General features: G+C 63.5%; 16 protein-coding genes. 4 read left to right on the top strand and 12 right to left on the bottom strand.

The window, feature by feature from the left end; all coding sequences use genetic code 11:
• Window positions 1-14: 14 nt before the first annotated feature.
• From Harman_RS10070 to Harman_RS10060, 3 genes are all read right to left on the bottom strand, one after another.
• Window positions 15-1,856 (bottom strand): UvrD-helicase domain-containing protein, encoded by a 1,842-nt coding sequence (locus tag Harman_RS10070; protein ID WP_137683646.1) that lies wholly within the window; start codon window positions 1,854-1,856, stop codon window positions 15-17.
• An 81-nt stretch (window positions 1,857-1,937) separates the two neighbouring features.
• The gene (locus Harman_RS10065) at window positions 1,938-2,237 is read right to left on the bottom strand and encodes a DUF7521 family protein (RefSeq protein WP_137683645.1); all 300 of its coding nucleotides are present in this window, start codon (window positions 2,235-2,237) and stop codon (window positions 1,938-1,940) included.
• A 28-nt stretch (window positions 2,238-2,265) separates the two neighbouring features.
• Window positions 2,266-2,616: an ArsR/SmtB family transcription factor gene (locus Harman_RS10060; protein WP_137683644.1), complete on the bottom strand. Its 351-nt coding sequence runs from the start codon at window positions 2,614-2,616 to the stop codon at window positions 2,266-2,268.
• Window positions 2,617-2,748: 132 nt separating this feature from the next.
• Between Harman_RS10060 and Harman_RS10055 the strand changes: the two genes are divergently transcribed.
• Window positions 2,749-3,246 (top strand): PadR family transcriptional regulator, encoded by a 498-nt coding sequence (locus Harman_RS10055; RefSeq protein WP_137683643.1) that lies wholly within the window; start codon window positions 2,749-2,751, stop codon window positions 3,244-3,246.
• A gap of 215 nt (window positions 3,247-3,461) precedes the next feature.
• On the opposite strand, the gene Harman_RS10050 is transcribed toward Harman_RS10055, so the two are convergent.
• A complete protein-coding gene (locus tag Harman_RS10050) occupies window positions 3,462-3,641 on the bottom strand; it encodes an HVO_0416 family zinc finger protein (RefSeq protein WP_004515335.1) in 180 nt (59 codons plus the stop codon).
• A 208-nt stretch (window positions 3,642-3,849) separates the two neighbouring features.
• Entirely contained in the window at window positions 3,850-4,422 is a 573-nt protein-coding gene (locus tag Harman_RS10045; protein ID WP_137683642.1) for a YbhB/YbcL family Raf kinase inhibitor-like protein, read from the bottom strand.
• Window positions 4,423-4,593: 171 nt separating this feature from the next.
• Here Harman_RS10045 and Harman_RS10040 point away from each other — a divergent pair, with 171 nt between their 5' ends.
• On the top strand, window positions 4,594-6,876 hold the full coding sequence (locus Harman_RS10040) for a nitric-oxide reductase large subunit (RefSeq protein WP_137683641.1): 2,283 nt from the start codon (window positions 4,594-4,596) through the stop codon (window positions 6,874-6,876).
• 31 nt (window positions 6,877-6,907) lie between these two features.
• Here the strand turns inward: Harman_RS10040 and Harman_RS10035 are convergent, their stop codons facing one another.
• Together Harman_RS10035 and Harman_RS10030 are read right to left on the bottom strand one after the other, a co-directional pair.
• Window positions 6,908-7,279, bottom strand: a complete 372-nt coding sequence (locus Harman_RS10035; RefSeq protein ID WP_137683640.1) for a hypothetical protein — start codon at window positions 7,277-7,279, stop codon at window positions 6,908-6,910.
• 82 nt (window positions 7,280-7,361) lie between these two features.
• The gene (locus tag Harman_RS10030; RefSeq protein WP_137683639.1) at window positions 7,362-8,351 is read right to left on the bottom strand and encodes a VOC family protein; all 990 of its coding nucleotides are present in this window, start codon (window positions 8,349-8,351) and stop codon (window positions 7,362-7,364) included.
• Window positions 8,352-8,489: 138 nt separating this feature from the next.
• Between Harman_RS10030 and Harman_RS10025 the strand changes: the two genes are divergently transcribed.
• Window positions 8,490-9,017, top strand: a complete 528-nt coding sequence (locus tag Harman_RS10025) for a phosphopantetheine adenylyltransferase (RefSeq protein WP_137683638.1) — start codon at window positions 8,490-8,492, stop codon at window positions 9,015-9,017.
• A 32-nt stretch (window positions 9,018-9,049) separates the two neighbouring features.
• Here the strand turns inward: Harman_RS10025 and Harman_RS10020 are convergent, their stop codons facing one another.
• The 4 genes from Harman_RS10020 to Harman_RS10005 are packed head-to-tail and all read right to left on the bottom strand — an operon-like array spanning window position 9,050 to window position 11,606.
• On the bottom strand, window positions 9,050-9,862 hold the full coding sequence (locus tag Harman_RS10020; RefSeq protein ID WP_137683637.1) for an energy-coupling factor ABC transporter ATP-binding protein: 813 nt from the start codon (window positions 9,860-9,862) through the stop codon (window positions 9,050-9,052).
• Complete coding sequence (gene cbiQ / locus Harman_RS10015; RefSeq protein WP_137683636.1) at window positions 9,859-10,650, bottom strand: cobalt ECF transporter T component CbiQ; 792 nt, start codon at window positions 10,648-10,650, stop codon at window positions 9,859-9,861. Before cbiQ ends, Harman_RS10020 begins: the two co-directional genes overlap by 4 nt.
• A gap of 3 nt (window positions 10,651-10,653) precedes the next feature.
• The gene (locus Harman_RS10010; RefSeq protein ID WP_137683635.1) at window positions 10,654-10,968 is read right to left on the bottom strand and encodes a PDGLE domain-containing protein; all 315 of its coding nucleotides are present in this window, start codon (window positions 10,966-10,968) and stop codon (window positions 10,654-10,656) included.
• Window positions 10,968-11,606, bottom strand: a complete 639-nt coding sequence (locus Harman_RS10005) for an energy-coupling factor ABC transporter permease (protein ID WP_137683634.1) — start codon at window positions 11,604-11,606, stop codon at window positions 10,968-10,970. Before Harman_RS10005 ends, Harman_RS10010 begins: the two co-directional genes overlap by 1 nt.
• 120 nt (window positions 11,607-11,726) lie before the next feature.
• Between Harman_RS10005 and nikR the strand changes: the two genes are divergently transcribed.
• Complete coding sequence (gene nikR / locus Harman_RS10000) at window positions 11,727-12,137, top strand: nickel-responsive transcriptional regulator NikR (RefSeq protein WP_137683633.1); 411 nt, start codon at window positions 11,727-11,729, stop codon at window positions 12,135-12,137.
• 131 nt (window positions 12,138-12,268) lie between these two features.
• On the opposite strand, the gene Harman_RS09995 is transcribed toward nikR, so the two are convergent.
• On the bottom strand, window positions 12,269-13,261 hold the full coding sequence (locus tag Harman_RS09995) for a tyrosine-type recombinase/integrase (RefSeq protein ID WP_137683770.1): 993 nt from the start codon (window positions 13,259-13,261) through the stop codon (window positions 12,269-12,271).
• Window positions 13,262-13,278: the final 17 nt, after the last annotated feature.

The raw sequence follows: 13,278 nt of genomic DNA, 5'->3' as shown, positions 1-13,278 counted from the left end.
ACTGGTGCCTGTTGTCAGTCCGCGGCGATAGTCTCGCTGGCTTCGTCGAGCAGTTGTTCGATGGACCGGTCGCTCGGGGCGTTTTCCAGCAACACGTCGATTGGTAGCGTCGGCGCGCCGTCGACGAGGTTCTCCAGCAGGACAAGCCGTTCGCGGGCACGGGACATCCCGACGTAGAACACGCGCCGTTCGTTGTCGGTCAGCGTCGGTACGGGACTGGTGTGTTTAGTGAACTCCTCGACGCCGGGCACCTCGATGCCTTTCTGGTCGACAGTCGCGGCCATCTGCTCGACGACCTTCTCCGTGAGGTCGGTCGCGACGAACACGTGGTCGGCCTCACGGCCCTTGGCGGAGTGGATAGTGCCCACGCGGACGCGGTCGGCGTCCATTCCGGTGTACTCGCCATTGAAGTACGCGTCGACGGTCCGCTCCTGGAAGTTGGTCACCTTCCGGAGCATGTCGCCCGCCGAGGCCGCGTCCGGGAGGAAGGGGACGTGGTCGCGGACGACATCGGGGTCGATCTCGATGTCGGCGATGTCTTTGTCCTCGTGGGATTCGTCGATCTCTTCGAGCGCGTCGAAGAGGTCGTCGCGCTCGCCCGTGCCGAAGGCGGAGTCGACGAGCATATCGGCGAGGCGGCGCGCTTCGAGTACCGTGAGCGGTTCGTCGGCCTCGACGGCTTCGAGCCCGTTGACGTACTGGGTGAGCCGGTCGGTCCACATCCGTTGGTCGGTGAGACAGGAGAAGGGAATCCCGTTATCGATGAACTCATCGATGAACTGGAACATCTGGTAGCGGGCCCGGAACAGTACCATCACCGTCTCGTCGGACTGTTCGATGGTCCGTGTGACGTTCCGTGAGAGGTCGAACATCGATGGGTTCTGGACCGCCTCGACGCGGCCGCCCTCCTTACGCGGATTCAGGTCTTTCTCCTGGCGCTTCTCGATGTGGCGCACCTCGCGGTTGACGACGTTGAGGATGCGCGAGGGAAGCCGGTAGGAGTTGGGCAACACCTCGTCCTGCGTGACGACTTCCTCAAGCAAGAGGTCGGGGTCCGCGCCCTGCCAGGCGTAGACGACCTGGTCGTCGTCGCCGGCGATGAGAACTCTGTCCATGTGGGGTTTCCACTCGTCGTACACGTCGTACTGCAGCGTTGTGATGTCCTGAAACTCGTCGATGATGAGGTAGTCAACGTTCGGCAACAGCGAGCGCTGGGCGACCCGTTCAAGCATGTCGGCGAAGCCGGTCAGGTCGTGCTCGCCCTTGTAGGTGCGCCAGCCGCGGATGACGCTTGGCACGTCGACGCGGTCGTCGTCGGTCGGCCAGGTCGGCGTGTACTTGTTGCCGGTCTGGGCGTTGTCGTCGATCTCCGGCGGCAGTCGGACCTCCTCCTCGTCCCATTTGAACGGCACGTCGTACCAGTCGGCCACGTCGCGGCGGGTCCGCTGAAGCCACTGACTGGTCGCGATGATCTTGTTCCCGAGGGTGGTCGAGCGGGCCGACCGGCGGCGCGAGCCCTCGTACTCGTCCTCGTATTCGATGCCGAACTCCTCGCAGAAGGCCTCCTTGTCGTCCTCGCCGACGACATCGCCCCGAGAGAGGTTCAGCAGTTCGTACGCCTTCGCGTGCATCGTACAGACGTTCCCGCGGAGTGCACGGGGGGACAGATCGAGTCGGTCCGCGAGTCGTTCGCGGATCTCGGCGGCCGCCGCGCGCGTGTACGAGACAACCAGTACGTCACGGAAGTCGACATCGTCGTCTTCCAGCAGTTCGTCAACGCGGTCGAGCAGCGCCGTCGTCTTCCCGCTACCGGGCCCACCGAACAGGCGGACAACCTCGGTGGTCGAATCAGTCATTGAACATGTAGTGGGGCCGCGGCCAAATAAACAACGTGCTTTACAGGGACGACAACTGACAGGCGAACCGGATCGAGTTTCTCACCGGTACAGCGATACGTACAGCATCGCGAACCCGATGATGAACGGGATCGTCTCGGCCATCTGGAAGAAGATGCGAACGATGGCACCGGTCTCGCCGGCGCTCAATTGCGTAATGACACTGGAGATAGCGACGCCCATGCTGATAAAGGCAAAGCCGACAAACGCGGACTGTAACCGTTCAGAAGGCCGTTTGCGATAGGCCTGGAAGCTAATGAGCGTAATCCCGAGCGTCAATCCGAACACGACCATCCGCATCAGGATGAGCGCGCCACGTGCGATGGCTACACCGGTCGTCATACTATCGCCTCACCGGGAGACAGCGGACTCATTCGGGGTTCAGCTCGTCCCAGAGCTGGCTGAACCGGTCCGGGAGGTTCTCCTCCCGGTAGATGCGTACCTTGTACTCCTCGTCTTCGAGCGAGATGACCGTCGACTCGAAGTTGGACTCGTACACCTTGTAGTGGTTCCCGTCCTCGGCGACGAGCGTCCGGTCGGTGACGAGGTCGTACTCGTCGAGCAGTTCGACACGGCGATACACGGTCGGCAGCGAGAGGTCACATTCTTCGGCGAGTTCCTTCGCCGACTGCGGTTCCCGACTGATCGCAGCGAGTACGCGACGCGCGTGCTTATCACCGATAGTATCGAGAATCTCCTCGATGCTCTGTTCCTCAGCCACTACACCATGATTTTCGTCATCTTATATAAGTGTTTTTGAGTATTGTAGTGATTTCACGTTCAGAAAACACTGCCCCGTTTATATGATGATAGCCCCTGTAGTATCCACTGCGGATCGCGTTCAGGTGAGACGATGTCCGGAGACAACCTCCGTCGCGTGACGACGGGCAAGATGCAGGGCAAGACAGCCGACGAGCGAGTGACTAACCTCGGCGGTACAGAGCGCCCGGAATCGCATGACCCACCCAGTCGTGACGCCATCACGGAGTCGCTGTTGGAACCGGTCATTGACGATGTCGTCAACGGCGAGATGGCGGTTGACGACGGTCTTGTCACACAGAGTCTGGAAGAGATCCTCTTGGCGATGATCGCAGTCGCCGATGGTGGTACCCACGGCACCGGACTGATGGAGGCACTGGAAGAACAGTTCGGAGCCGAGTTGAGTCCGGGGACAGTGTATCCCCGGCTGCACGATTTAGAAGCGGATGGCACGCTCCAGATGCACGAACTCGTCCAGACGAAGCAGTACGGGATTGCGGACTCGGCGGCTGCAAAGGAGCAGATCGCGGAGTCGGCGTCCCAACATCTCGCGCTCGGGCTGTTTCTCCAAGCGTCGCTCGATGCGCTGTAACCACCACGAACCGTTCGGCCCGCCGGCACACTCCCCCCAACCGTCGGCTGGCCACGCAAGGACTCCCCACTTCCTTTCGACACACGTGATGGAGTCGCAACTGGCTGTACCGTTGCTGTCTCGACACGAGACGTAGTGCGGCACGCCTCGGTAGAGAGCGGACTGTCGGTCCTTCGGGTCGATGCTGCCGCTACCGGGTGAAAAGCGAAAAGGGGTTACCGTACCGGTGTCCAGCCACACACCGAGCACTGTGCCGCTGTCGACTCGTGAAGGCCGCCACAATCAGGGCACTGCTTCTTGTTATAGCTCTCTTCCCAACCACTCTGGTCCACGTCGTGACCACGCTGGGAGAGGAACTCGTCGAACATATCGTCACTACTCGGTGCGGACGCCATACATGCTATGGTATATCACACCAGTATATAGGTTTAATGGTATTGTGAAACATTGCCATAAGTAACGCCCCAGACGACTATTTTGACGAAATCACGCATTCACGGCAGTACACCGTGTTCTTCGAGGGTTTATGTGTATAAGACACGCAGTTTCGGACGGAAATGGGGCCGTCGTGCTGTCCGCACTCGAACGCTGAGTCTCCCGGGGTCAGCCATCTGTCGTTGCCGGATGGGTGTAGTCGACGGTGACCCGGGTGCTTGCGATGAGCGCGTTCGCGATGGCTTCCGACGCCGACTCCTGGCCCGTGCCACCGTTGAGGGACAGTTCCTCGCCGAGTGCGAACACCTGAAACCGGTGTTCGTACGGCTGTCCGGCCGGCGGACACGGCGGTTCGTACCCCGGTTCGCTGCCGGCCTGTTTGCCCTGCCGTGCGCCGCCCAGCGTATCAAGGGTCGGTTCGCGCGGAAGTCCGGCCGGAATCCGGTCCGTCTCCGGCGGGACGTTCCACAGCGTCCAGAACACCGGCTGGCTGAACACGCCGCCGTCGTACTCGGCGGTGACGGCGAGCGCTGCCGTCGGCTCGGGGACACTCTCGATGACGAACGGTGGCGAAACGCCGTCGCCGTCGCAGGTGAACCGCGCCGGAAGCTCGTCGCCGGATTCGAACGCGGGACTCGATGCGGCGAGCGTCGGTGCTGTTCGACTCGACTGTCCGAGACAACCCCCGCTACCCGCCAGAACAGCCGTCCCAAGCAACTGGACGAAGCGGCGACGGCGCATACCGAATTTGGGAGAGCGGCCGGTATCTGCCTTGTGATACTCCTACTACAGTCGTCCCAAATCGGATCGGCAACAATCGCTTCGCAATCAGGGCGAACATGTTCCCCCCGTCGCCAGCGACTGGGAACGGCGTCGCCCCTTCTTACCGGGGGGAATTAAATGTCGAACTACATGGAGCTCAAACGCAAAACGATCGCGAAGGTGATCGCCGCCGCATTCGTCTTCAACCTCGTTGTCATGGGGGCCGGCGCGTGGATCGCGTATCAGGAAGCGCCGCCCATCCCGGAGCAGGTCGTCGGACCCGACGGCGAGACGGTCGTCGCGGGTGAGGACATCCGCGACGGCAAGAAGGCGTTCCAGAGGAACGGGCTGATGAACCACGGCTCGATTCTCGGTAACGGCGCGTACTACGGCGCGGACTACACCGCCGATTCGCTGGAGTTGAAAACCCAGCACATGCGGACGTACTACGCCGAGGAGCGCTACGGGACCGAGTACGAGTCGCTGTCGACGGCCGAACAGGCCGCCGTCAATGACGACGTGAAACAGGACCTCAGTGGGGAGTACACCGGCGGGAACATCGAGTACTCCGCCGCGGAGCTGTACGCCCACGAGCAGGTCCGCCAGGAGTACGTCGAGCGGTACCACGAGGGGAGCCACGAACGGGGCGTCCCCGAGGGGATGATCGACTCCGAGGCCGACGCCCGGCAGTTCGCTGACTTCGCCATGTGGACGGCGTGGTTCTCCCACACCGACCGTCCGGGCGGCGAGCACTCTTACACGAACGACTGGCCATACGAGCCAGCCGCCGGGAACGACGCGACCGGCGCGGCGATGACCTGGAGCGTCATCGCGATGGTGCTGCTCGTCGCCGCCGCCGGTGGCGGCATCTGGCTGTACCAGTCCGTCAGGCTCCCGGAACCCTCCGCCGACGACCTCTCAGTTCCCGAACCCGGCGACGTGAGCATCTTCCCCAGCCAGCGGGCCGCCCTGCGGTTCATCCCGGTCGCCGCCGGGCTGTTCCTCGCGCAAGTGTTACTCGGTGGATTGCTCGCCCACTTCTACATCGAGCGGGCCGGCTTCTTCGGCATCGAGGAAATCTTCGGCGTCCACATCCTCCAGCTACTGCCCTTTGCCATGGCGAAGACCTGGCACATCGACCTTGGCATCCTCTGGATCGCCGCGACCTGGCTCGGAGCCGGACTGTTCCTCCCGCCGCTGCTGACCGGCCACGAGCCAAAGCGGCAGTCGACGTACATCGACGTGTTGCTGGGGGCCATCGTCGTCGTCACCGTCGGCGGCCTCGGCGGCATCTGGCTCGGTTCACACGGCTACTTCGGCGACCTCTGGTGGCTGTTCGGCAACGAAGGGCTGGAGTACCTCGAAGTCGGGAAGGTCTGGCAGTTCGGACTACTCGTTGGCTTTGGCCTGTGGGCCGTCCTCTCCATCCGGGGCCTGAAGCCACTGCTTGACCGCGAGCCGGTGTTCGGTCTCGCGCACATGATCCTCTACGCCGGCGGTTCCATCGCCCTGCTGTTTACCGCCGGGTTCTTCTTCACCCCCGAGACCAACATCGCCGTCACGGAGTTCTGGCGCTGGTGGGTCGTCCACATGTGGGTCGAAGGGGCCTTCGAGTTCTTCATCGTCGCCATCGTCGGGCTGACGCTGGTGTCGATGAACCTGCTCAGCCGCCGCAGCGCCGAGAAGGCAGTCATGCTCCAGGCCTTGCTGGTGATGAGCACGGGCGTCATCGGCGTCTCCCACCACTACTGGTGGGTCGGCATGCCGGACATGTGGGTCCCAATCGGAAGCGTGTTCTCGACGCTTGAGCTGCTCCCGCTGGTGTTCATCCTCTACGAGGCGCTGGGCCAGTACCGGGCGATGTCCGAGACCGGCGGGTTCCCCTACAAGCTCCCGTTCATGTTCATCATCGCCAGCGGGATCTGGAACTTCGTCGGGGCCGGCGTGCTCGGCTTCTTCATCAACCTCCCGCTGATCAACTACTACGAGCACGGCACCTACCTCACGGTCGGCCACGCCCACGCCGCGATGTTCGGGGCCTTTGGCTTCCTCGCGCTGGGGATGGTCACGTACATGCTCCAGCTCGCCATCAAGCCCGAGCGCTGGGACGAGTCCTGGCTCCGGGCGGCGTTCTGGTGCTGGAACGTCGGCCTGGTGCTGATGGTGTTCGTCTCCGTGCTGCCCGTGGGCTTCCTCCAGCTGGAGGCAGTGTTCACCGGTAGTTACGCCGCCGGCCGAAGCCTCGCGTTCTACAACCAGCCGATCGTCCAGACCCTGTTCTGGGCGCGCCTGCCCGGCGACACGCTCATCATCCTCGGGACGGCCATCTACGCCGCCGACCTGATCCGCAAGCGGTTCGTCCTCCGGGCGTCCGAGGACGACCCCACGGTCGAGGACATGGCCGTCGCGGAGGGTGTGATGAGCGACGACTGAGGGAGGCGTCAGCCAGAAGACAGTCGGGGCGCTATGCGCTCCCGAGTTCGTTCGTCCAGATATGTTCGATGTCGTCTTCGAGGTCGGCCGTGTCGAGCGTCTCGACGCCGGACAGGTACTCCCGGGCGTCCGTGAGGTGCTGCTGGACGGCGGCCACGTCATCGACTGATTTCGCGGCGGACAGCGAAATTCGCGCCCGATTGATTTCCAGTCGCTCCGCGAGCGCCTCCGTCACCGGAATATCGTATTCGTCACTCAGCTGTGCCATGCGGTCCAGCACGTCCGTCGGGACTTCCAGTTGGGCCGCGAGGTCCCGGGACGGCAGGTCAACTGTGACCACAGTCGTCTCACAGTCGCCCTCTCCCCACGGCGCGATAACGTACTCCTGCCCCTCGGTAGACATGTGCCACAGGACAGCCTGGGCACTCATATTTACTCACAGGCTAACAGGAAGAATGAAGCATATACCGAATCGCTTGTCGGCGTTAGTCGTCGGCTTCGGCCGGCTCCGCTCGGGGAATCGTCACGTCCGTAAGGCCCGCTTCGATCTCCTCGCGCCGGTCCTCGAACTTTCCGGGCAGCACCAGTCGGCCGCCGAGGTCGTCAAGCGGTTCGTCGCTGTCGTAGCCGGGGTCGCTCGTGGCGAGTTCGAACAGGACGCCGCCGAACTCCCGGAAGTAGACCGACCGGAACCAGTGGCGGTCGATCTGTGAGGTGGGACGCAGGCCCGCGCCGCGGACGGCCTCACGCATCGCCTGCTGGTCCTCGTCGGTCGGCGTCTGGAAGGCGACGTGGTGGACCGTGCCGTGGCCCTGACGACCGCCCTCGATTGTCGGCAACACGTCGACGTACTTCCCGACGGAGCCGGGCGCGGCAAAGCGGGTTCGCTCGTCGCCGGGGGTGTCGCCTTGTGCCTGTTCGGTGCCGACTTCCTCCAGTCCCATCTTCTGAAGCAGGTCCTCCGTCGGTTCGGGGTCAGCGAGCCAGAGCGTCACGGAGTGGAAACCACGGATGGCAGCGTCTTCGGGGACGAACTCCGTCCACGGCTCGGTCGGGTCGTCGTCGGGAATCTCGACCTCGACCAGCTCGACCGGCAGCCCGTCGGGGTCGCGGAACGGGAGGACGGTTTCGCCGAACCGTTCGACGCGGTCGTCGTAGTCGACACCGTACTCGTCGAAGCGGTCCTCCCAGTAGTCGAAGCTTCCCTCAGGCACACGGAACGCGGTGCGTGAGACCTGTCCGGAGCCGACCTTCCCCTGTGAGTGGTCTTCCCAGGGGAAGAACGTCATGCTCGTGCCCGGATTCCCCTCGGCATCGGCGAAGAAGAAGTGGTACGTACTCGGGTCGTCCTGGTTGATCGAGCGCTTGACGAGCCTGAGCCCGAGCGTCTCGACCCAGAAGTCCATGTTCTGCTGTGGATCGCTCGCGATACACGTGACGTGGTGAATGCCCGGTGTGGGAGTAACGTCTGTCATTACTACAGATACGTACCGGAGGTACTTGAGTTACTGCTGACGCGAGTGTTACCGGAGCATGCTCAGTGCGTGCCGTTGTCACTGACGGTGCCATCTCGTGGACAGTACCTATATATGACACTGGCAGCACATTCGCGTATGGCTGACGCGGACCGAACCGCAATTCTCGGCGGGACCTTCACACCAATCCACAACGGCCACCGTGCGCTCCTCCACAAAGCGTTCCAGACCGCGAGCCACGACGGCTCCGGCGATGGCCACGTCATCGTCGGCCTCACGAGTTCCGATTTGGCAACGGAAACGCGTAGCGATTCCTCACACGCCGAACAGTTGGGTGCCTACGACGACCGCCGAAACGCGCTCGATACCGAACTGCGCGATCTAAGCGAAGCCTACACTGCCACCTACGAAATTGTCCGGCTGCTGGATACGCAGGGACCGGCCGCGACGCGGGCGGACGTTGACGCGCTCGTCGCCTCGCCGGAGTCGAAGGCACAGCGCCGTGCTCACCAACTCAATCAGCGGCGGCGGGAGGCTGGGCTCGGGCCGCTGGAAATACATACGCCGCCGTTCGTCGTTGCCGAAGACGGGACGCGAATCAGCAGCACCCGGATTCGGAACGGCGAGATCGACGTACACGGCCGCCTGCTCGACGGGTCGAAGTGACAGCGGCCGGTGGTCTACTTTCCCAATCCGAACTACTCCACAGACTCCGGCTCGCCCGTATCCAGCCGCTCGGCAGCATCGTCGACGGTCAGTGGTACGTCCGCCGTGCGCCCCTCGAACAGCCTGACGACCTGTGGCGGCCGCAGGTCACAGTCCCGCAGCAGGTCGGTGTCAGTCAGGATGTTTCGGGTGGGCCCCCTCGCGGTAATCATCCCGGTGTCGTCGAGCAACAGCACCCGGTCCGCGACGTGTGGGACGAGTTCGGTGTCAGGCGTCGAGACGACGAGCGTGACGCCGTCGGCCGCGAGTTCGTCCAGCAGGTCGAGAATCGTTTCTCGGTTCGCGGCGTCGACGTTGCTCACCGGCTCATCGAGGAGGAGTACGTCCGGCCCGACGGTGAGGGCGCTAGCGAGGGCCGCCCGGCGCTGTTCGCCGCCACTGAGCCGGAACGGCGGTTTCGACAGGAGACCGTCGAGGTCCAGCCGGTCCGCGACCCGCTCGACACGACGGCCGACTTCTTCGCGGTCGCAGTCGAGCTGGGCCGGCCCGTAGGCGAGGTCCTCCCGGACGGTCGGATTGAACAGGTAGTCGGCAGGGTTCTGCGTGAGGACGCTCAGACGACTGCGGACAGTGTCAGCGTCGGTCGTCTCCCCGAAATATCGGACCTGGCCGCTGTCGGGGTCGACCAGGCCGCCAAGCAACTCTAGCAGCGTCGACTTGCCGGCCCCGTTCGGGCCCAGTAGCGCCACCCGCTCACCGCGGTCGACGGACACGTCGACGCCGTCGACAGCCAGCGTCCCGTCGGGGTAAGCATACCGGAGGTCGGTGGCTTCGATTGCAGTCACGCGACCACCACCACGACGGCGAGCGTGACGACCAGTCCGAACGCGAGGTCAGCACGACCGAGCGGTTGCCGGGGCTGTGCCGGCGTCGGGCCGGTCCCGCCGCGGGCGCGAGCGGCCCGCTGGACCCGCTCGCCGCGTTCCAGGCTCCGAACGAGAAACGAGCCGACGAAGTGCCCCGAGTCGCGCCAGTTCCGGCGGAGGCTCGGCTCGGCGATGGTCCGACTCCGGCGGGCACGGACCATCCGTTCGAGTTCGGCGAAAAACAGGAGGAGATACCGATAGGTTATCGCCAGGAGCGAGACGGCGATGGCAGGGGCTCGGAGACGACGGAACGCCCCGAGCAGATCCGCAAACCGCGTCGTCACCAGTAACACCGACAGGAAACCGACACATGCTGTCACGCGGACGACGAACGTGAGTACGTAGTCGACGCCGGCGGCCGAGAGCGGGAGCGAACCCAGCGAGGGACCGCCCATCAGGAATGCTTGAGGGGCAACGACGACCAGCGCGAACGCCGGCGGCCCGGTCAGGCGGCCCAGGAAAGTACGAGCAGGGACCCGCGACAGCACCGCGAGTGCCGCGGCGAGAAGCGCGAGCGCGACGACTGTCGACAGCGTCCGCTGTGTCACGGTCAGGGCGACGAGCGCGGCGATGCCGACGAGCTTGACCGTCGGCGTAACAGCCTGGAGAAACCCGTCGCGGTCCGGTAGCTCCTCTGCGAGCAGGAACCACTGTGCGCTGGCCGCGATGGCTGCGACGGTCCGGTCGAGCAGGTCGCTGCCGGCCATGCGCTACTGCCGCCTGTCGGTATCCGCCCCGAGTACGCGACCGATGGCGGCACCGACGAGGAGCGTTAGCGCGGTCCCGACGACAGCCGACACAAACGTTCCGGGTGCGCCACCGAGTCCGGGAACGCCGTAGTCGGGAAACAGTGCGGTGCCGACCGCAGTAGCATGTTCCGTCGCACCCGTTGCCTCGGCGGCGTTCTCAAGCGGTTCGGCGTAGCCGACCTGACCGGCCGCCCAGCCAAACACCGGCGCGAGCAGCGTCAGGACCAGCAGTGCGGCCAGCGCACGGGGCAGCCAGTCGGGGTAGTCCCAGGTCATCACGCGCTCACCTCCGGAGCGGTGTTCGGCCGGAGGTCGGGGCGAGCGCGGGCCAGATAGCGATAGACCGCGGCGGTGATCGCTCCCTCGATCAGTCCGAGCGCGAGATGCCCGACGCCCATGATCGACAGCGTCGTCAGCAACTGGTACTGGAACGCCGAGGAGAGCCCGAGTTGGAGCGCGGCGGTCAACGCTCCCGCGGTGATTCCCAGCCATCCGGCGGCGAAGGCAGCCTGGAACTCGCCGTAGGGGACGAGCAGGCGATAGATGGCGTAGCCGACGTACACCTCAACGATAGCCATGTTGAACACGTTCGCGCCAAGCACCACGAGCCCGCCGTCGCCGAAAATAAGCGCCTGAATCGTGACGACGGTCGCGACACAGAGTGCGCCCAAATGCGGACCGAGGAGAATCGCCGCGAATGCACCCCCGACGAAGTGAGCGCTGGTGCCGCCCGGAATCGGCCAGTCGAGCATCTGTGCGGCGAAGATGCTCGCCGCGACGACGCCAAGTAGCGGCGCGCGCGCGTCGGATATCTCGCCATTGACTCGCCTCGCGGCGACGCTCAAAATCACGACCGCAAGCGCGCCAAACAGCAGCGCAAGCGGCAGATCGATATATCCGTCCGGAATGTGCATACTACTCGGGTCTGGCCCCGCCGCCGTAATAATACTTTTTCATCGAACAGTATTATCGCTAGCGGGTGAGTATTACCGAAGCCCGGGTATCCATATGCCGGCCAGTTCCTATCGACACACATGAGTGAGGATCTCGACCGGATCAGCCTGACACTCCCGTCGTCGATGGTCGACCGACTCGACAGTATCGTCGACGACTGGGAGTACGCGAGCCGGTCGGAGGCGATACGCGACTCGCTGCGTGACTTCTTTGCGACCTATGAGTGGGAGTCCGGCGGCGAGCAACACCACCACGGAACCATCGTCATCGTCCATGACCACCACGTCTCCGGCATCGCCGATGACCTCCAGACCGTCCAACACGAGATGGCCGACATCATCACGTCCGTCCAGCATATCCACCTCTCCCACGACACCTGTATGGAGACCCTGGTCGTCGAGGGCGCAGGCGGCAAGATCACGGAACTGGCCAATCGGCTTCGCGCAATTGGTGGTGTTCAGCAGGTCAAGGTCGTCGTTGTCGATGAATGAGCAACAGTGGTATGAAATCCGACAGCACGGCAGACGGTTCTCTCAGAGATGGGTTCTCTGTGTTAGAAATGGGCCCTGCCGGTTTCGCGGTACTGTCTTGCGGTTACTAAAAGTAAGTCGGTAAGTCATTGTTACACCTCTGGGAGATAATCACGGCGCTGTTCGGACTTCTCACGCTCGCCGCGTCGGTCGTAGTGCTTGTCGAGAATCTGGTCGCTCGCGTCCAGCCGGTCTGACACCACACGGCGTGGGACATCCTCCCGCCGATACGCCGTCACTCTGCCACTCCGAACGTCGTGTGGTGACCGAGCGGATGGACACGTCGAAGCCTTCACCGTCTCCGTTGCTTCGCACTCTTCCGGATCACGGTCATGCGGGCACTCCGCTCCCCGCCAACATGGGCGGGAAACCCTGTACATTGTCGTTCGGAACGTCGACGTGGAGGCACGACCCTGTTGAGTCGTGATGAGTGGACGGCGGCCGTGTTCGTCGAAAACCGACTCACGGGGGCCGTTGATGTAGTCCTGTACGACGTTGGCAACGTGTTCGCTGATAGCGTTCCAGCGTTGCCCCTTCTCGCCGTTCTTCAGCGGCGTATCTGACTGTGGACGATGGACGAACTCGATACCCGGATCGCTCCCTTCGAGTTTGCAATCATCGATATCCAGCCCACGGATCGCGCCCATGCGCGCCCCGGTATGCCACAACAGAAGGACGATGACATGCGTTCTTGACGCGTACTGGTACAGCTGAAGGTAGTCGAGAATCGTATCGGCACGCTCCGGGTCGAGCGTAGACGCACTCACCTCGCCAGCGCCGTTGATAGTCGGCAGCGGGACTTTAGTCCGAAGATCTTCCGGAACTGCATCCACTTCGGCAGCGAAGCGAAGGAACGAGCGGACTGTCGCCAGCTGGCCTCGAAGAGTGATGGGCTCGATACTCTCGCGTTCCTTCCCGTTCCCCTCTCGTCGCCAGACGCGATAGGCGTACAGATCCCGCCCCGATAGGTCATTCAGGTTCTCAATCCCTTCTTCGCGGCAGAACTGTTCGAAAGCTTCCAGACGATACTCCTGTGACTGTATCGTCGATTCGGTCAGTTCGTCTTGCCGGGCCTTGAGGTACATATCGATGGCTCTGCCCG

The sequence above is a fragment of the Haloarcula mannanilytica genome, assembly GCF_005406125.1.
Classification (GTDB): Archaea; Halobacteriota; Halobacteria; order Halobacteriales; family Haloarculaceae; genus Haloarcula; species Haloarcula mannanilytica.
The sequence above is the reverse complement of the archived record's forward strand: the minus strand, read 5'-3'. Positions and strand labels throughout refer to the sequence as shown.